The 18295-nt window shown below is 35.7% G+C and carries 27 protein-coding genes; 16 read left to right on the top strand and 11 right to left on the bottom strand.

Translation table 11 applies throughout. The features are described 5' to 3' along the window. Positions 1-6: 6 nt before the first annotated feature. From F0365_RS12970 to F0365_RS12925, 10 genes are all read right to left on the bottom strand, one after another. Positions 7-2025: a hypothetical protein gene (locus F0365_RS12970; protein ID WP_169934078.1), complete on the bottom strand. Its 2019-nt coding sequence runs from the start codon at positions 2023-2025 to the stop codon at positions 7-9. Between the two features lie 12 nt (positions 2026-2037). Further along, on the bottom strand, positions 2038-2784 hold the full coding sequence (gene fabG, locus F0365_RS12965; protein WP_169934077.1) for a 3-oxoacyl-[acyl-carrier-protein] reductase: 747 nt from the start codon (positions 2782-2784) through the stop codon (positions 2038-2040). Positions 2785-2854: 70 nt separating this feature from the next. Then, positions 2855-3727 (bottom strand): succinate--CoA ligase subunit alpha, encoded by an 873-nt coding sequence (sucD, locus tag F0365_RS12960; protein ID WP_169934076.1) that lies wholly within the window; start codon positions 3725-3727, stop codon positions 2855-2857. 30 nt (positions 3728-3757) lie between these two features. Beyond that, the gene (locus F0365_RS12955; RefSeq protein WP_169934075.1) at positions 3758-4132 is read right to left on the bottom strand and encodes a nuclear transport factor 2 family protein; all 375 of its coding nucleotides are present in this window, start codon (positions 4130-4132) and stop codon (positions 3758-3760) included. Between the two features lie 87 nt (positions 4133-4219). Continuing rightward, positions 4220-5161: a UDP-3-O-(3-hydroxymyristoyl)glucosamine N-acyltransferase gene (locus F0365_RS12950; protein ID WP_169934074.1), complete on the bottom strand. Its 942-nt coding sequence runs from the start codon at positions 5159-5161 to the stop codon at positions 4220-4222. After that, entirely contained in the window at positions 5162-5728 is a 567-nt protein-coding gene (gene efp, locus F0365_RS12945; protein WP_169934073.1) for an elongation factor P, read from the bottom strand. Between the two features lie 3 nt (positions 5729-5731). Then, complete coding sequence (gene lpxA, locus F0365_RS12940; protein WP_169934072.1) at positions 5732-6517, bottom strand: acyl-ACP--UDP-N-acetylglucosamine O-acyltransferase; 786 nt, start codon at positions 6515-6517, stop codon at positions 5732-5734. After that, positions 6517-7917: a bifunctional UDP-3-O-[3-hydroxymyristoyl] N-acetylglucosamine deacetylase/3-hydroxyacyl-ACP dehydratase gene (locus F0365_RS12935; protein ID WP_169934071.1), complete on the bottom strand. Its 1401-nt coding sequence runs from the start codon at positions 7915-7917 to the stop codon at positions 6517-6519. The genes lpxA and F0365_RS12935 overlap by 1 nt, the downstream gene beginning before the upstream one ends. A gap of 6 nt (positions 7918-7923) precedes the next feature. After that, on the bottom strand, positions 7924-8937 hold the full coding sequence (gene lpxD, locus F0365_RS12930) for a UDP-3-O-(3-hydroxymyristoyl)glucosamine N-acyltransferase (protein WP_169934070.1): 1014 nt from the start codon (positions 8935-8937) through the stop codon (positions 7924-7926). Positions 8938-8960: 23 nt separating this feature from the next. After that, entirely contained in the window at positions 8961-10187 is a 1227-nt protein-coding gene (locus tag F0365_RS12925; protein WP_169934069.1) for an HD domain-containing protein, read from the bottom strand. A 32-nt stretch (positions 10188-10219) separates the two neighbouring features. On the opposite strand from F0365_RS12925, the gene F0365_RS12920 reads away from it, so the two are divergent. From F0365_RS12920 to F0365_RS12845, 16 genes are all read left to right on the top strand, one after another. Next, a complete protein-coding gene (locus tag F0365_RS12920; protein WP_169934068.1) occupies positions 10220-11770 on the top strand; it encodes a bifunctional response regulator/alkaline phosphatase family protein in 1551 nt (516 codons plus the stop codon). Next, positions 11770-12183, top strand: a complete 414-nt coding sequence (gene tsaE / locus F0365_RS12915) for a tRNA (adenosine(37)-N6)-threonylcarbamoyltransferase complex ATPase subunit type 1 TsaE (RefSeq protein WP_169934067.1) — start codon at positions 11770-11772, stop codon at positions 12181-12183. Before F0365_RS12920 ends, tsaE begins: the two co-directional genes overlap by 1 nt. 147 nt (positions 12184-12330) lie before the next feature. Further along, positions 12331-12483: a hypothetical protein gene (locus F0365_RS12910; RefSeq protein WP_169934066.1), complete on the top strand. Its 153-nt coding sequence runs from the start codon at positions 12331-12333 to the stop codon at positions 12481-12483. 60 nt (positions 12484-12543) lie between these two features. Then, positions 12544-12705 (top strand): hypothetical protein, encoded by a 162-nt coding sequence (locus F0365_RS12905; RefSeq protein WP_169934065.1) that lies wholly within the window; start codon positions 12544-12546, stop codon positions 12703-12705. A gap of 63 nt (positions 12706-12768) precedes the next feature. Beyond that, complete coding sequence (locus F0365_RS12900; RefSeq protein ID WP_169934063.1) at positions 12769-12930, top strand: hypothetical protein; 162 nt, start codon at positions 12769-12771, stop codon at positions 12928-12930. Between the two features lie 63 nt (positions 12931-12993). Beyond that, entirely contained in the window at positions 12994-13155 is a 162-nt protein-coding gene (locus F0365_RS12895; RefSeq protein ID WP_169934063.1) for a hypothetical protein, read from the top strand. A 63-nt stretch (positions 13156-13218) separates the two neighbouring features. Continuing rightward, on the top strand, positions 13219-13380 hold the full coding sequence (locus tag F0365_RS12890; RefSeq protein WP_169934063.1) for a hypothetical protein: 162 nt from the start codon (positions 13219-13221) through the stop codon (positions 13378-13380). Between the two features lie 63 nt (positions 13381-13443). Further along, the gene (locus F0365_RS12885) at positions 13444-13605 is read left to right on the top strand and encodes a hypothetical protein (RefSeq protein WP_169934063.1); all 162 of its coding nucleotides are present in this window, start codon (positions 13444-13446) and stop codon (positions 13603-13605) included. A 63-nt stretch (positions 13606-13668) separates the two neighbouring features. Beyond that, positions 13669-13830 (top strand): hypothetical protein, encoded by a 162-nt coding sequence (locus F0365_RS12880; protein WP_169934064.1) that lies wholly within the window; start codon positions 13669-13671, stop codon positions 13828-13830. Between the two features lie 63 nt (positions 13831-13893). Continuing rightward, positions 13894-14055 carry a hypothetical protein gene (locus F0365_RS12875; protein WP_169934063.1) on the top strand — a complete coding sequence of 54 codons (162 nt, stop codon included), beginning with the start codon at positions 13894-13896 and terminating at the stop codon, positions 14053-14055. 63 nt (positions 14056-14118) lie between these two features. Further along, positions 14119-14280, top strand: coding sequence for a hypothetical protein (locus F0365_RS12870; RefSeq protein ID WP_169934063.1), 162 nt, complete (start codon positions 14119-14121; stop codon positions 14278-14280). Positions 14281-14343: 63 nt separating this feature from the next. After that, on the top strand, positions 14344-14505 hold the full coding sequence (locus F0365_RS12865; protein ID WP_169934063.1) for a hypothetical protein: 162 nt from the start codon (positions 14344-14346) through the stop codon (positions 14503-14505). Between the two features lie 63 nt (positions 14506-14568). Beyond that, positions 14569-14730 (top strand): hypothetical protein, encoded by a 162-nt coding sequence (locus F0365_RS12860; protein WP_169934063.1) that lies wholly within the window; start codon positions 14569-14571, stop codon positions 14728-14730. A gap of 280 nt (positions 14731-15010) precedes the next feature. Next, positions 15011-15502: a hypothetical protein gene (locus F0365_RS12855; RefSeq protein WP_169934062.1), complete on the top strand. Its 492-nt coding sequence runs from the start codon at positions 15011-15013 to the stop codon at positions 15500-15502. A 38-nt stretch (positions 15503-15540) separates the two neighbouring features. After that, a complete protein-coding gene (locus F0365_RS12850; protein WP_169934061.1) occupies positions 15541-16740 on the top strand; it encodes an alanine dehydrogenase in 1200 nt (399 codons plus the stop codon). A gap of 6 nt (positions 16741-16746) precedes the next feature. After that, positions 16747-17121 (top strand): DUF4258 domain-containing protein, encoded by a 375-nt coding sequence (locus F0365_RS12845; protein ID WP_169934060.1) that lies wholly within the window; start codon positions 16747-16749, stop codon positions 17119-17121. Between the two features lie 3 nt (positions 17122-17124). Here F0365_RS12845 and F0365_RS12840 read toward each other — a convergent pair whose 3' ends face one another. Continuing rightward, on the bottom strand, positions 17125-18294 hold the full coding sequence (locus F0365_RS12840; RefSeq protein ID WP_169934059.1) for a proline dehydrogenase family protein: 1170 nt from the start codon (positions 18292-18294) through the stop codon (positions 17125-17127). Between the last annotated feature and the right edge of the window lies 1 nt (position 18295).

Here is an 18295-nt window from a genome sequence, read left to right as displayed (position 1 = left end):
TCTTTTTTAAACTAATCCGTTATATTTTCTTAAAAACCATTCTAAACCTAACAATAAAAGGATCATTACCAATACCACTTTCCAGTCTATTAGACTATTTTGCTTTATGGTTGCTCTTTCTACTGTTTGTAATAATGGGTCACTATTTAATCGAGTCATCAACTGATCCACCTGTCCTTGATAAAAAACATTTGACGATCCCACCAACTTTTTCATACCAACATCACTGGCATTTACCTGTTGCTTTTCAATATCGTAATCTAAAATACTAAAAGATCCAGAACGAGATAATTGATCATTCTCTATTTGAACTGTAAAGGTATAATCCCCATGATTCAAACCACTTAAATCTACGGTATAAGTATTACCACTCAACACAAAAGGTCTGGTGACTATTTCTTCAGTATCCTTATTTCTTAAATTCATATTTAAGATACCATTATCTTCAAACTCATAATTCTTATCGAGGTATTGAGCATTAATAACAACGGCTTTATTCTGATAATAAAAAGACTCATAAAGTACTTCTAATCTATTTCTCTTTTTACTATTTGCAAGATACTGAACTTGACTACTTACTAGGTCATCAAAATTTTTAAAGTCCTTATTATTAAGAAAACTTTGGCCTCTCCACCTCCATAAACCACTCGCTAAGGTTACCGCATGTTTAGAATCGTTGTTTTCATAGGTAAACCATATAGGTTGTGTAGTCGCAATACTTCCTATTTGCTTATAAAAAAGAACATCTACATTGGTATTAAATATCATATCACCAAAAGGTACCTTAACTGGCGGATAATCTTCAAAATTGAGTTTCTCTAAATTGAAAGTGGCATAGGAGTCATTGAGAATAGGCTGCGCCTCATCGTATTCATTACTTGCCTCTATTTGAAATACAGGGTTATTGGCATTCATGTAATTCAAATCAGGATCAACTCCTGTGATGATCCAAGTGTTTTTATTCCATTGGTCTTTTTGGGTATACGCTTTGGCAAAAGCCGAACTCACCCCATACATCACTACCAAATTGTACTCATTGAAATCGTAAGAATCAGAGGTGTTTTTGATGGTTACCTTACGTTGTTGATTGGATTCTATCGCTTTCTTTAGCACTCCTATATCTGGATGCAATTGATCGCTTAAAAGAAGCACACTAGTTTGTTGATCAATTACTTCTACTGCAAAACTTCGGTAATTATTTTTTGTGTTCTTCTCCTTAGATAGGGTTTGTATGGTCGCGAGCATTGATTGTGTTCCCACAGAAGTGCTCGTTAAATTAAAACTCGCAATAGCAGCTCTTTTTTTTGCATCAAACGAAAATGATTCCTTGTGCAATGTTTTGGTTCCTTGAGTTACTGTAAAGCTTAGAATCACCTCTTCAGTACCTTGATATGCTACAAATACCTCTACTGGAAACTCATTGTTAAGGTAGGAATACCTATTCACGTTAATAGTAGTGATCTGTACATCTGAATAGGAAGTCGTATCACCATAAATAACTGGATACAAACTGGTTTTATCATCCAGTAGAGCATACGCATAGCTGTTTCCACTAGTCTGGTTACCGTCTGTAAGAATGACGACAGCTTTATTTCTATTCTTAAAAAGCTCTTGAGGTTGCTCAATCGCTTTGCCTATGTCGGTATCTGATTGATTAAAACCTAAAGAATCTAAAGGTTGAATAACGTCAGAAAACTGGAAGCTTTGAATCTCAAATTTTGAATTTAGTTCCTCATTTTCTTGTAATAATTCCAAATCCTTTTGAACAGTACTCGCCGCCCCTAAATAGTCCATAGATTTAGAATCATCTACCATAATTACCAATTGAGGCAAGAGCGATTCATAAGTTTTAGAGTCAAATCTAGGGGCAATGAATAACAATAAAATAAAAAAAACCGTGAGAAAGCGCAATAACGCAAACCAAGGTTTTCTTTTGGTATTTTTAGAAGTACCTATATAACCGTATTGAAAAAGAGCAATTAACGCAGCTACTACTGCAGCAATAATCATCCAGAATACGGTCATGAAATTATTTTTTTAGGTTAACATCCCGCCATCTACGTGTAGTGTCTGTCCGGTAATGTAAGTAGAAAGATCACTAGCAAGGAATACACAGGCGTTTGCAACATCTTCTGGAGTACCACCACGTTTCAATGGGATTGCATTTCTCCAGCTCTGCACTGTTTCTTCATTAAGAGCATCTGTCATTTCTGTTTCTATAAAACCAGGAGCAATAGAATTACAACGTATGTTACGCGATCCTAATTCCAAAGCAACTGATTTGCTAAAACCTATAATCCCTGCTTTACTAGCCGCATAATTGGTCTGTCCAGCATTTCCTTTCACGCCTACAATACTGCTCATATTAATAATACTACCGTGACGTTGCTTTAACATGGTGCGTTGTACTGCTTTGGTCATGTTAAAAACAGACTTTAAGTTGACTTGAATTACTGTATCAAAATCAACCTCGCTCATTCTCATCAAGAGATTGTCTTTAGTGATACCTGCATTATTTATCAATACATCAATACTGTCAAAATCTTTTGTAACAACATCAATAAGTTCTTGTGACTCCGTAAAGTCGGCTGCGTTACTTTTATATGCTTTTGCTTTAACTCCTAAAGCGGTAAGTTCCTTCTCTAACTCTAGCGCTGGGCCTTCAGAACTTGCATAAGTGAAAGCGATGTTTGCTCCGTGTTTTGCAAACACTTCAGCAATACCTTTACCTATGCCACGACTGGCACCAGTAATGATTACATTTTTACCTTGTAATAATTTCATAAGAGGTTGGTTATATATAAAAGCCAGAATGGGTATCAAATCAATGTTACGTATTCTGGCTTTGTGTAATTTATCCTAAAACTTCGGCAACTTTCTTACCTATTTCGGCTGGAGAATCCACCACGTGAATTCCACATTCTTTCATGATTGCTTTTTTAGCTTGAGCAGTATCTTCAGACCCGCCTACGATTGCACCAGCGTGCCCCATAGTACGACCTGCAGGAGCAGTTTCACCAGCGATAAAGCCTATAACAGGTTTTTTGTTACCAGTTGCTTTGATCCAATGTGCTGCGTCAGCTTCTAACTGTCCACCTATTTCACCTATCATAACGATAGCTTCAGTTTCTGGATCATTCATAAAAAGTTCAACAGCTTCTTTAGTAGTTGTTCCTATAATTGGATCACCACCTATTCCTATTGCTGTAGAAATACCATAACCCTGTTTAACAACTTGGTCTGACGCCTCATAAGTAAGCGTTCCTGATTTGGAAACAATACCTATTTTTCCTTTTTTAAATACAAAACCTGGCATAATACCTACTTTTGCTTCTCCTGGAGTAATCACCCCTGGGCAGTTAGGACCTACTAAGCGACAGTCCATATCTTTTATATAGTCTGCAACTTTAACCATATCTGCTACTGGAATACCTTCTGTAATGGTAATGATTACTTTGATACCTGCATCTGCGGCTTCTTTAATAGCATCTGCAGCAAAAGCTGGGGGTACAAAAATGATGGATACATCGGCTCCTGCTTTTTCTACTGCTTCTTGAACAGTATTAAAAACTGGTTTACCTAAATGTTCTTGACCACCTTTTCCTGGGGTAACACCACCTACTACGTTAGTACCGTAATCTATCATTTGACCTGCGTGGAAGGTACCTTCACTACCGGTAAAACCTTGTACTATTATTTTAGAATCTTTGTTTACTAAAACGCTCATTGTTTATAATTTATATGGAGTATTCTTAATTTAATCTTGTGATGGGTGACTGGTCTGATGCACCTCTATTATTTTATCGTCTTCTAATTTAAAGATAGAAATAAAATATCCTACAGGAATCTCTTCTCTTGGATTTTCATTTGTTCTTACATAAACGGTAAATCTCGCTGCTACTTCTTTTTTATCACTGATCATATGTGTTACCTCAGACCTCATACTTTCATAGGAAGTTGCTGTAGACTGACAAAGTCTGTAATAATCATCGTAATTGAATTCTCTGTAACCAGAGCTTGCATGCCAGTGCATTTTAAGATCTTTATGTATGTAATGATCAAACTCTTCTACGTTAACAAACACGTCAGAATCTAAAAATTTTTGCACTATTTTCTTTGCTGCTGCAGCCATTTATAAAAACTTTTAATTGAGTGCTAAACTAGGTAAGAATGAAATGTTAACCTAGAATAAAATTCTATCTTTTCATTAAAATATTAACTATTGCTTATTCATTTTTTTAAGAAGTTCTAAGGCTTCCGGAATTTGTTTTATAGCTGCTATTTCCTTGTATTTACTTCTAAAATCATCTGCAGGAATACCAAAATAATTTTTATTCCCTTCCAGTGATTTACTTACTCCAGACTTTGCAGAAATAACTGCCTTCTTCCCTATTGTTACACCGCTCGTGATTCCTACTTGTCCCCAAATGGTTACTTCGTCTTCTATAACTACACAGCCTGCAATCCCTGTCTGACTGGCAATAAGAACGTGTTTACCTAAAACGGTATCATGCCCTATTTGTACTTGGTTATCAAGTTTACTGCCATAGCCTATTGTAGTATCTCCTGTAACACCACGGTCAATAGTGGTATTTGCGCCTAGTTCTACATGATCCTCAATGACTACACGACCATTACTTAATAATTTATCATAGCCATCTGGACGACGTTTGTAATAAAAAGCATCACCCCCTAAAACCGCCCCGGCATTAATAATCACGTGATTACCAATAACAGATCGATCACCTATACTCACATTTGCATGTATAATGGTGTGATCTCCTATTTCTACATCCCTACCTATTGTGGCGCTGGGATGAATGTGGGAGTGTTCTCCTATACTTTTGGGAAGTTGCGCTTTCGCGAAAGCGAAAAAAGGAACAAAATACTGCGTAAGCTTATTAAAATCTCTAAAAGGGTCGTCTGAAATAAGTAATGCCTTGCCATTTGGACAGTCGACTTGTTTATTGATTAACACAATGCTAGCAGCACTTTGCAATGCTTTATCATAGTATTTAGGGTGATCCACAAAAACAATATCGCCTGGGGTCACCACATGAATTTCATTCATTCCCAAAACAGGAAAGGATGCGTCACCCACATAATCACAATTGATAATTGCGGCTATTTCAGCAAGTTGATATGTTTTAGGAAATCTCACTTATTGCTTCATTCTCTCGTGATAGTTCCCCTTTTCAGTATCAATTCTAATGATATCACCTTCATTGATAAATAAAGGAACATTGACTTCAGCACCTGTTTCTACCGTAGCTGGCTTAGATGCATTTGTTGCTGTATTTCCTTTAAGACCTGGTTCAGTGGCGGTTACCTTAAGAATCACGTATTGTGGCATATCTACAGACAATGGAGAATCATCTTCTGTATTGATTTGAATTTTCACTACTTCCCCTTCTTTTAATAATCCAGGCGCATCCAAAGAATTTTCTTGCAGTATAATTTGCTCATAAGTCTCTGTATTCATGAAGTGATATCCCTCACCATCTTTATATAAAAATTGAAAAGAATGTGTTTCTACACGTATTTCTTCAATTTTATGTCCAGCAGAAAATGTATTATCAATCACTTTTCCTGAAGTTACAGATTTTAATTTAGTTCTTACAAATGCAGGACCTTTACCAGGTTTTACATGAAGAAATTCAATAATTTTAAAAATATCGTGATTGTAATGAATACACAATCCTTTTCTAATGTCGCTTGTACTTGCCATATCTTATTGTTTACTAACGTATCCTCTCATGATACCTCGCTTTGTGTTTTTAATAAATTCTAATATTTCATCGCGCTCTGGTGTCGCAATCATTTCTGCCTCTATGATTTCTACACCTTGAGAAACATTGTAATTTTTTTGATAAAGAATGCGATAGATGTCTTGAATTTCTCGGATTTTTTCCAAGTCAAATCCTCTTCTACGCAAGCCTACAGAATTAATACCTACATAGCTTAAGGGCTCACGACCCGCTTTAACAAACGGAGGAACATCCTTACGAACTAAAGATCCACCGGTTACAAATGCATGGCTTCCTATCTGACAAAACTGTTGTACAGCGGCCATACCTGCTAGTACTACATAATCTCCTACTGTAATATGACCTGCAAGAGTACTATTATTAGAAAAAATACAATTATCTCCAACAATACAATCGTGTGCAATGTGGCAATAAGCCATGATCCAACAGTTTTTACCTATCACGGTTTTCATTCGGTCTGAAGTACCCCGATTAATGGTCACACATTCTCTAATAGTGGTATTATCCCCTATTATAGTTAGGGTATCTTCGTCTTCAAACTTTTTATCTTGAGGAATGGCACTTATTACTGCACCAGGGAAAATACTTACATTTTTACCTATACGTGCACCTTCCATGATGGTCACGTTAGATCCTATCCAAGTTCCTTCCTCGATAACCACATCGTTATGAATGGTTGTAAAAGGTTCTATAACTACGTTTTTGGCAATTTTTGCTCCTGGATGTACGTATGCTAGTGGTTGATTCATTATTTTACTTTTGAAATTTGTGCCATCAACTCAGCTTCGGCACAAAGGATGCCATTTGCGTAAGCGTAAGCTTGCATGTGACAAATCCCTCTTCTTATAGGAGAAATTAAATCACATTTAAATATAAGGGTATCACCTGGGGATACTTTTCTTTTAAACTTTACATTATCCATTTTCATAAAGAAAGTCAAATAATTCTCTGGATCTGGAACGGTACTCAAAACTAAGATACCACCAGTTTGTGCCATGGCTTCTACGATAAGTACTCCTGGCATTACCGGCTGCCCAGGAAAATGACCTAGGAAGAAGGGCTCATTCATTGTTACATTCTTCAAACCAATTACATGACTATCAGAAAGTTCAAATATCTTATCTATCAATAAAAAGGGGGGCCTGTGCGGCAATACCTCCATAATTTGCATTACATCCATAAGTGGTTCCTTACGAATATCTACCTGAGGTACATTATCTTTAATATCCTTCTTAATAATTTTTGACATTTTTTTCGCAAATTGAGTGTTGACAAAATGTCCCGGCTTAGTGGCAATTACTTTACCTCTAATTTTATAGCCTATTAAGGCGAGATCACCAATGACATCTAACAGCTTGTGGCGTGCAGCTTCATTAGGGTGATGAAGTTCTAGATTATCTAAAATTCCATTAGGTCTAATGGTAATATTATCTTTTTTGAATGCTTTTTTAAGGCTTTCTGTTGTTTTCTCTGACAGTTCTTTGTCGACATAAACAATGGCGTTATTAAGATCACCACCTTTTATCAATCCATGTTCTAAAAGCATTTCAATTTCATGAAGAAAACTAAATGTTCTAGCACTAGAAATCTCTTCTTTAAAGTCGCTTACTTTATGAAGTGTCGCGTTTTGAGTTCCTAAAACTTTAGTTCCAAAATCAACCATTGCCGTGATTTGATAGGAGTCAGCAGGCATTAAGATAATCTCGCTACCTGTTTCTTCATCCTTGTAGGAAATATTTTCTTGAACCACATATTCTTCTCTAAACTGCTCTTGTTCTACCCTACCTGCTTTTTCTAAGGCCTCAACAAAGAATTTTGAAGAACCATCCATGATTGGTGGCTCACTACTATCTATTTCTATCAAACAGTTGTCTATTTCTAAACCTACTAAAGCTGCGAGTACATGCTCACAAGTATTGATTTGCACGCCCCTTTTATCTAGAGTAGTACCTCTTTTAGTATCTGTAACATAATTAGCAGATGCTTCAATTACCGGACTACCTTCTAAATCGACTCTTTGAAAAGCATAACCATGATTTTCTGGGGCCGGTTTAAAAACTAAAGTTACTTCTTTACCAGTATGCAAACCAACACCCGACAAGGTTACTTCATCTTTTATGGTCGTTTGCTTAAATTCTGTTACCGTCATTTATGCTTATTTTTTTTCAAGATTTGAAATTCTCGATTCTATTTTTCTTAAATTCTTAAATAACACGTAGCTTCTATTCCAGTCTGAATAATCAAAAGCTGGAGAGCCTTGAACCGTTGTTCCTTCTTTTAATTTTCTGCCAACACCGCTTTGTGCTTGTATGTTGACATTATCTTCAATGACTATATGACCTGCGATACCTACTTGTCCACCGATCTTACAATTCTTTCCTATTCTACTTGATCCTGCAATTCCAGTTTGAGCTGCGATTACTGTATTTGATCCTATTTCAACATTATGGGCAACTTGAATCTGATTATCTAATTTGACCCCAGATCTAATGATCGTACTCCCCAAGGTGGCCTTATCTATAGTAGTTAGTGATCCTATCTCTACATTATCTTCGATAATTACATTACCCGTTTGAGGTATTTTTGTGTAAGTGCCATCTTTGTTAGGCGCAAATCCAAAACCATCTGAACCTATTACGCTACCAGAATTAATAACTACCTGATTCCCTATTATGGTATCAGATTTAATCTGTACTGCCGAATGTAAAATACAATTATCTCCTATAGTCACATTATCTCCAATGTTGACATTGGAAAAAATCTTTACATTGTTGCCTATTTTTACGTTTTCACCTATATAACTAAAAGCAGCTACATATAGATGGTCTCCATAAGATGCTGTCTCATGAATAAAGCTGGGTTGTTCAATACCTTGTTTGTTCATTTTAGCCAATTGATAAAACTCTAATAGTTTTGTAAAAGCGAGGTAAGCATCTTCCACTCGAATCAAAGAACAAGTTACAGGTTGCTCCACTATAAACTCGTTGTTTACAATTACAGCACTAGCTTGAGTTTTGTAAATATAAGGTGTATACTTGGTATTAGAAAGGAAGCTCAAGCTACCAGACGTACCATCTTCTATTTTTGACAATTGACTTACTTCAACGCTTGAGTCTCCTTCAATAGTTCCTTCTAGAATTTCGGCAATTTGTTTGATGGTAAATTTCATTGTAGCAAAAGTACTAATTTATATCAATCTTGCAGCTTAGGATAACAACAGTAATATTTTCTCACTTCTTTGAGCAATGCTTTAAAACTATCTTCTTTTCCAGCCTTGATGAGCTCTATTAATTTTCCTTTTTTATCCAATATTTTTATAGGTTGTGCTTTCGCGTAAGCGACGTTAACAACAAAACCAGAAAACACAAAATAAGAAGCTTCATGCTCTGTCAGCTCATAAGTTTGCATTAATTTATAAAGATGTTTTTGCACCTTTTTAGGAGCAACTTGTTTGTTAGTGAATTTAATTTTAAGCAACTGTCGATTTAAAATCATGGTACACAACTCGCTAAGAACAAAGTCCTTATGGTCTTTCCCCAACTTTAAGGTAGTAATAATATCTGAATCGTCTAATGATGCAAATTTTTCAAGATCATTAGTGTTAGTATTAAAATCCGGGTTTGAATTATTAATGAAGTATTCTAAATTCTTAGGCAGTTCTACCTTTATTCCTTTATCAATCAGTTCTTTAATACGTTGAATTACAGACTGTAATAAATGCTCTGCTCCTATTCCAGTTTTATGTAAGTAAACTTGCCAATACATCAACCTGCGTCCTGAAAGGAAATTCTCTACACTGTATAGACCTTTTTCTTCAACCACTAACTGATCATCTACAACATTAAGCATAGTGATCAAACGCTGACTGTTAATATTACCTTCAGCCACTCCTGTGTAAAAGCTATCTCTTTTCAAATAATCCAATCGGTCCATATCCAGTTGACTAGATATGAGCTCTAGCATAAATGGGCGGTGGTATTCTCCCTTAAATATCTGAATAGCAAGTGTTAAACTACCGTTAAATTCGGTATTTAAATGATTCATAAAATGACATGATAATTGCTCATGTGTCACCTTATTAATAATTTGATATTCTAATGTATGAGAGAAAGGGCCATGTCCAATGTCATGTAATAAGATCGCTTTATACAACGCGTCTTCTTCCTTATCTGATATCTCAACCGACTTAGATCGAAGTACTTGCACCGATTTTTGCATTAGATGCAAGCAACCTAATGCATGATGGAACCTCGTGTGGTGTGCACCTGGATATACCAGGTAGCTCAAACCCATTTGGGTAATTCTACGCAAGCGCTGAAAATAAGGATGCTCAACGATTTTAAAGATCTCTTCAGAAGGAATCGAAATAAAACCGTAGATGGGATCGTTTAATATTTTAAGTTTGTTCTGTTGTTTCAAGGGAACAGCTATTTAAACACAAATATACTGATATGGCAGAGATCAAAATACTATGGGTAGATGATGAAGTGGATTTATTAAAGCCTCACATTATTTTTCTTGAGAATAAAGGCTATTCCATAGACACGCGAATTAGTGGTTCAGAAGCATTAGAGGCTATTGAAGAAACAAGATATGACCTTATTTTTCTAGACGAAAATATGCCTGGATTGACAGGTCTAGAAACTTTACATGAAATCAAGGAAAAACAAGCACAGCTTCCTGTTATCATGATTACTAAAAGTGAGGAAGAGTATATAATGGAAGAAGCTATAGGATCTAAGATTGCAGATTACTTGATAAAACCTGTAAATCCTCATCAAATTCTTCTTGCTGTAAAGAAAAACTTAGACCACTCTAGGTTAGTCAATGAAAAAACTACTAGCGATTACCAGCGGGAATTCCGCAAAATTGCGATGGAAATGTCCATGATCAATAGTTATGAAGAATGGGTACAACTTTATCAAAAATTAATTTACTGGGAAATTGAATTAGAGGATGTTGACGATTCGGGAATGTTTGAAATCTTAACTGCTCAAAAAAACGAAGCAAATCAACAATTCTGTAAGTTTATAGAAAAAAATTATCCCGACTGGTTTGATGGCCATGAAAGTAATCCTACCTTAAGTCATGATCTTTTCAGGAAGCGTGTTGCGCCGCTCCTAAAAAAGAAGGAACCAGTTTTATTTATAGTCGTAGATAATTTGCGTTATGATCAATTCAAAGTTTTTGAGAACTTGATCAATAATCATTACAAAAAAATTAAGGAGGAAACCTATTGCTCCATACTGCCTACCGCTACACAGTACGCTAGAAATGCTATATTTTCTGGGTTGATGCCAGAAGATATGAAAAAGCGTCATCCAGACTTATGGCTCGATGATACAGAGGAAGGTGGAAAAAACATGCATGAAAATGCCTTTTTAACCGCTCAATTAAAAAGACTTGGGCTTAATATTAATCACCAATATCACAAAATCACTAATGAAAATAACGGCCGTAAACTCGCTGATAACTTTAAATCTCAAAAAGACAACGACCTTACTGTAGTTGTTTACAATTTTGTAGATATGCTCTCCCATTCTAAAACTGAAATGGAAGTCATTAAAGAGCTGGCAAGCACCGATAAAAGTTATAGGTCATTAACTTTAAGTTGGTTTAAGAATTCTCCATTATTAGATATTATACAACGCGGACAAGAATTGGGATTCAAATTGGTTTTAACCACTGATCATGGAACCATTAATGTCACTACTCCAAGTAAGGTAATAGGTGATAAAAACACCAGTTTAAATTTAAGGTATAAAACAGGCCGCAGCTTATCCTATGAAGATAAAGATGTTCTAGCGGCGACAGATCCTAGTACGATCAAGCTACCTAAAATAAACATGAGCAGTAGTTTTATTTTTGCAAAAGGAGATTTGTTTTTTGCTTATCCAAATAACTACAATCATTATGTAAGTTATTTTAGAAACACCTATCAACATGGGGGTGTTTCCCTAGAAGAAATGTTGATCCCATTTGCCATCTTTGAACCTAGATAATGGAAATCACCTATACCCTTAACGAAATTGACATGGTAGCAAAAAAGCTGCTAGAAAACTTAGAATCTAAGGTAATCTTGTTCCAGGCACCTATGGGTGCAGGAAAAACTACATTAATAAAATCCATGTGCAGGCAATTAGGGGTAGAAGACTATGTGAATTCTCCAACATTTAGTCTTGTTAACGAGTATAAAGGTGATTCTACCGATGTTATACATTTCGACCTTTATAGATTAGAAACAAATGATCAATTATTTGACATTGGCTTTGATTATTATCTAGAAAAAGACGCACTTTGTCTAATCGAGTGGCCGGAGCTGTCAATTTCTTTTCTATCTGATTATCAATATATAAAAATAAAAATACTAGGCTCAGAGACTAGAAATTTGATTTTAGAAAAATTGATTGAATAAGTTATTATTTATCTTTAGTTAATTATCAATTGATTTTATATTTTTTACGTCTGATTTACAAGTTATTTAACGAATAATTTTTCATAATTGTTGTTTATACCGATGAGGCATTTAGATTCGTCTTGTTAATAATTTAAACCTTTCGTTATGAACAACAAGCCTCTTAAAGCACTAGCTCTTTTAGCCATTTTTAGCGTATCTATCGCAGGAGCAGCAATTCAGTTTCAACCAAAGGAAACTAAAACAACTAAAATTGACAAGCTATTACTTGCTAAGTTTAAGCCACCTGTAACTGGTTGAACGTTAAGTTGGTTAAGATAATAAAAATCATCTCTCATTAACTCTTTTAAATAACATTTTATGAACAACAAGTCACTTAAAGCACTAGCCCTTTTAGCCATATTCAGCGTTTCTATCGCAGGAGCAGTAGTTCAGTTTCAACCACAAGAAACTAAAGAAACGAAGACAACCAAAATCGAAAAGCTATTACTTGCTAAGTTCAAGCCACCGGTAACTGGATAAAATATTATGGATACCGATTATCAAAAAAACTCCCTACACACTACCTCTTTTAAAACACCTATTATGAAAAACAAGTCACTTAAAGCATTAGCCCTTTTAGCCATATTCAGCGTTTCTATCGCAGGAGCAGCAGTTCAGTTTCAACCACAAGAAACTAAAGAAACGAAGACAACCAAAATCGAAAAGCTATTACTTGCTAAGTTCAAGCCACCGGTAACTGGATAAAATATTATGGATACCGATTATCAAAAAAACTCCCTACACACTACCTCTTTTAAAACACCTATTATGAAAAACAAGTCACTTAAAGCACTAGCCCTTTTAGCCATATTCAGCGTTTCTATCGCAGGAGCAGCAGTTCAGTTTCAACCACAAGAAACTAAAGAAACGAAGACAACCAAAATCGAAAAGCTATTACTTGCTAAGTTCAAGCCACCAGTAACTGGATAAAATATTATGGATACCGATTATCAAAAAAACTCCCTACACACTACCTCTTTTAAAACACCTATTATGAAAAACAAGTCACTTAAAGCACTAGCCCTTTTAGCCATATTCAGCGTTTCTATCGCAGGAGCAGCAGTTCAGTTTCAACCACAAGAAACTAAGGAAACGAAGACAACCAAAATCGAAAAGCTATTACTTGCTAAGTTCAAGCCACCGGTAACTGGATAAAATATTATGGATACCGATTATCAAAAAAACTCCCTACACACTACCTCTTTTAAAACACCTATTATGAAAAACAAGTCACTTAAAGCACTAGCCCTTTTAGCCATATTTAGCGTTTCTATCGCAGGAGCAGCAGTTCAGTTTCAACCACAAGAAACTAAAGAAACGAAGACAACCAAAATCGAAAAGCTATTACTTGCTAAGTTCAAGCCACCGGTAACTGGATAAAATATTATGGATACCGATTATCAAAAAAACTCCCTACACACTACCTCTTTTAAAACACCTATTATGAAAAATAAGTCACTTAAAGCACTAGCCCTTTTAGCCATATTTAGCGTTTCTATCGCAGGAGCAGCTGTTCAGTTTCAACCACAAGAAACTAAAGAAACGAAGACAACCAAAATCGAAAAGCTATTACTTGCTAAGTTCAAGCCACCGATAACTGGATAAAATATTATGGATACCGATTATCAAAAAAACACCCTACACACTACCTCTTTTAAAACACCTATTATGAAAAACAAGTCACTTAAAGCACTAGCCCTTTTAGCCATATTCAGCGTTTCTATCGCAGGAGCAGCAGTTCAGTTTCAACCACAAGAAACTAAAGAAACGAAGACAACCAAAATCGAAAAGCTATTACTTGCTAAGTTCAAGCCACCGGTAACTGGATAAAATATTATGGATACCGATTATCAAAAAAACTCCCTACACACTACCTCTTTTAAAACACCTATTATGAAAAACAAGTCACTTAAAGCACTAGCCCTTTTAGCCATATTTAGCGTTTCTATCGCAGGAGCAGCAGTTCAGTTTCAACCACAAGAAACTAAAGAAACGAAGACAACCAAAATCGAAAAGCTATTACTTGCTAAGTTCAAGCCACCGGTAACTGGATAAAATATTATGGATACCGATTATCAAAAAAACACCCTACACACTACCTCTTTTAAAACACCTATTATGAAAAACAAGTCACTTAAAGCATTGGCCCTTTTAGCCATATTCAGCGTTTCTATCGCAGGAGCAGCAGTTCAGTTTCAACCACAAGAAACTAAGGAAACGAAGACAACCAAAATCGAAAAGCTATTACTTGCTAAGTTCAAGCCACCGGTAACTGGATAAAATATTATGGATACCGATTATCAAAAAAACACCCTACACACTACCTCTTTTAAAACACCTATTATGAAAAACAAGTCACTTAAAGCACTAGCCCTTTTAGCCATATTCAGCGTTTCTATCGCAGGAGCAGCAGTTCAGTTTCAACCACAAGAAACTAAAGAAACGAAGACAACCAAAATCGAAAAGCTATTACTTGCTAAGTTCAAGCCACCGGTAACTGGATAATATCATTTTAAAAACACCTTACTCGACAACTTGTTTAAATGTTTTGTTATGAACAGTAAGTCTCTTAGAGCCTTATCTCTTTTAGGCATATTAAGTGTATCCATCGCTGGAACTGCCGTTCAATTCTAACCACAAAAAACTAAAGAAACCAAAACAACTAAAATCGAGAAAAAATTACTCGCTAAATTCAAGCCGCCGGTAACTGTATAAGATTTAATTTGATTTTATATAAAAAGCTCACTACATTTACTTTCAGCGAGTTTTTTAATTTTAAATTTATATGGCCACCAGAAATAAGTCAAGTAAGGGCAAACATGCTATTGCCATAGGTAGTGCTATTGCGGTTATCATGGCTATTCTTCCTTACGCATTTTATTATTATGAAGCATTGCCTGACTGGTTATGGGAGACCTCTATGTTTAAGAGATTGTCTTTGTCATTTGCCGATAATCGTTTAATGGCTTCATGGATTTTAGTACAAAAAATTGTTCCTCTGATTTTATTGCTAATTTGGTTTTTTACTTGTAAACATTGGTGGTACCATACCATAATTATCCCTATTAGTTTATACGCATTTCAGTTGTATAATCTTTTTGATTTTTCTACTTCTTACATTGATTCTGGTGAATTGTATTTCATTGTACCCGTTGTCATTATATCCTTATCTCTTTCCTATCTCGCTAGAATCAAAATTTTTGATAAAATTCATGGTATTGACATCAGTGAGATTGAAGATGGAATAAAAAAACCTAGTGATCGTTGGTTCAAATAATTGATTCCCGATATATTATTAATAAATATTATAGCTGAATGTCCTCCTACTCTACTCCTTTTACCAAAGACCAGTTAATCCCGCAAGAGGAACGTCTTGAAATTACAAGAACCAAGAAGGAGTTGTTTATCGGTATTCCCAAGGAAACTCAACATCAAGAAAAACGTATTTGTTTAACTCCAGATGCTGTTGCTGCGGTATGTGCTCATGGCCATCGTATTTTAATAGAAAAAGGAGCTGGGCTAGCAAGCAATTTTACCGATCAAGATTATAACAATGCCGGTGCAGAATTAACTACCGATACTGCAAAAGTATTCTCGTGTCCCACCATTCTTAAAGTGGCACCCCCATCATTAGAAGAAATTAAGATGATTAAACAACAATCGGTTTTAATATCTGCCTTACAATTAAAAACTAGAGATCAAAATTATTTCAATAAACTAGCCGAAAAGAAAATTACTGCTCTAGCTTATGAATTCATTACAGATGACGAAGGAAGATTTACTGCTGTTAATGCATTAAGTGAAATTTCTGGTGTAGCCTCTGTTCTAATTGCGGCCGAACTATTATCTAGTGGCGAAAACAGAACCGGACATCTATTCGGTAACATAACTGGAGTACCACCAGTAGACGTTGTTATTTTAGGTGCTGGTGTCGTGGGAGAATTTGCGGCTAGAACAGCTTTAGGCCTTGGTGCTAGTGTTAAAATTTTTGATAATTCTATTTCAAAATTGCGCAACGTACAAAATAATGTAAGTCAGCAATTGTTTACTTCCACTATACAGCCTAAATACCTGTCTAAGGCTCTCAGGCGATGTGATGTAGTAATAGGAGCGCTAACAGGCGAAAACAGAACGCCTGTAGTAGTCTCTCAAACTATGGTAGAGAACATGAAAAAAGGTTCTGTAATTATAGATGTCAGTATAGACATGGGGGGCTGTTTTGAAACTAGTGAAATAACTAGTCACGACCAACCTACTTATACCAAATTGGGTATTACTCATTATTGCGTACCGAATATTCCCGCTCGGTATTCAAAAACTGCTAGTGTCGCTTTAAGCAATATTTTTACTCCTTACATATTAAATATAGCAAATGACGGTGGTATTGAGCATGCCATACGCATGGACAAGGGTTTAAAGTGTGGTATTTACCTTTATCATGGTATTGTTACTAATAAATCAGTAGGGGAATGGTATAATTTACCTTACAGCGACGTAAATTTGCTCATCTTTTAAAAAAGTATGAAGTTTATAAAGCGTTTAGGTTTTTATGGTGGAGGCTTTGCCATAGGTATTGTTTTTCTCGTATTTTTTCTCACCGGAAAGAGAACACAGTGTACCTGGTTGCCAGAAGATCGTGTTATTAGCGATATTGGTAGAAAAAATTATGTGCGATTTTCTCCTGAAGTGCGCACTATGCTTCAACAAAGCAAAATCGACACCCTAGACATTCAACTCATCCTTAAATACGGCAAAGTTGATTTTTCAAAATCTAATACAGATACTATTCCTTGTAACTTTTACCACATCTCTGGAAGAAAAGAACTGGCTAATACCAGTTTATGGGTAAGAAATTGTGATCGTTTTACTAGAGTAGAAAAAGTATTAAGCCAGTAACTATTAGATTCCTCTTCTTTCCATCTCTTGATTGATAAGAGTAAGTTCCCTTCCTGTTTGCCCCGCTACCGATGTGTTTTCTTGTGCTCTTCTTATGAGATAAGGCATCACATATTCAATAGGACCAAATGGCACTATCTTAAAGGTATTGTGCCCCAAGGCAGCAAGGTTAAAAGTAAGGTTATCACTCATTCCATAGAGTTGTCCAAACCATACGTCATTCGTATTAGGCTCTATTTCCTTGTCTGCTAAAACTCGCATAGCATCTAGGGTACTTTCTTCATTATGGGTTCCTATACAAAGTTTTATCGTATCTAATCTTTCTAGAATGTAATGCATAACGTTATTATACATTTCATCTGTAGCAGCTTTATCGACACAAATAGGGCTTGCATAGTTATAACTCTTGGCACGTTCCCGTTCCTTTTCCATATAGGCTCCTCTAACAATTTTTGCTCCAACTATATAGTCATTTGCTTTTGCGTCTTCATAGAGCTCCATAACGTAATCCAGTCTGTCATGGCGATAGCATTGTACGGTATTGTATATATATGCTTTCCCGTGATTGTATTTTTGCATCATTTCCCGTATAAGATCATCAGCAGCGTCCTGCATCCAAGTTTCTTCACCATCAAAAAGTAAAGAGATATTGTTATCCACGGCTGTTTTACAAAGTAGATCTACTCTATTGTAAATACGTTCCCACTCCAGTTCTTCTGGAACAGTTAGTGTTTTTTTTTCAGTAATTTTTTGCCAAATATAAAATCGACCTATACCAGTGGGCTTGACCACTTCAAATGGCAACGCATTATTTTCACTAGCCATATGAATCAGTGTCAACTTCTTCCCTACTACTGCATCAAAGTCGGCCTCGTTTTCTTTTCCTTCCACAGAATAATCCAGAATAGAACTCACTCCTTTTTCATACATTTTTTCCACCAGTGGCATACATTCCTCATCGGTTGTACCGCCACAAAACTGTTGAAAGACCGTATCCTCTATGATTCCTTTTACAGGTAAATGCCATTTTAAAGCAAACATAGTAACTTTAGAGCCTAAATTGACAAGCCATGGCATTGACATAGAACTAAATATAAAATGTGCCTTCTTCAGTTCCTTATCAGATCTTAAAGAAAAAGCATTTGCGGTATTGTTAAAAGGATTCTTATTCATG

The organism is Nonlabens sp. Ci31 (genome assembly GCF_012974865.1).
Taxonomy (GTDB): domain Bacteria; phylum Bacteroidota; class Bacteroidia; order Flavobacteriales; family Flavobacteriaceae; genus Nonlabens.
Note: the sequence above shows the minus strand (reverse complement) of the source record. Positions and strands in the feature narration are given on the sequence as shown.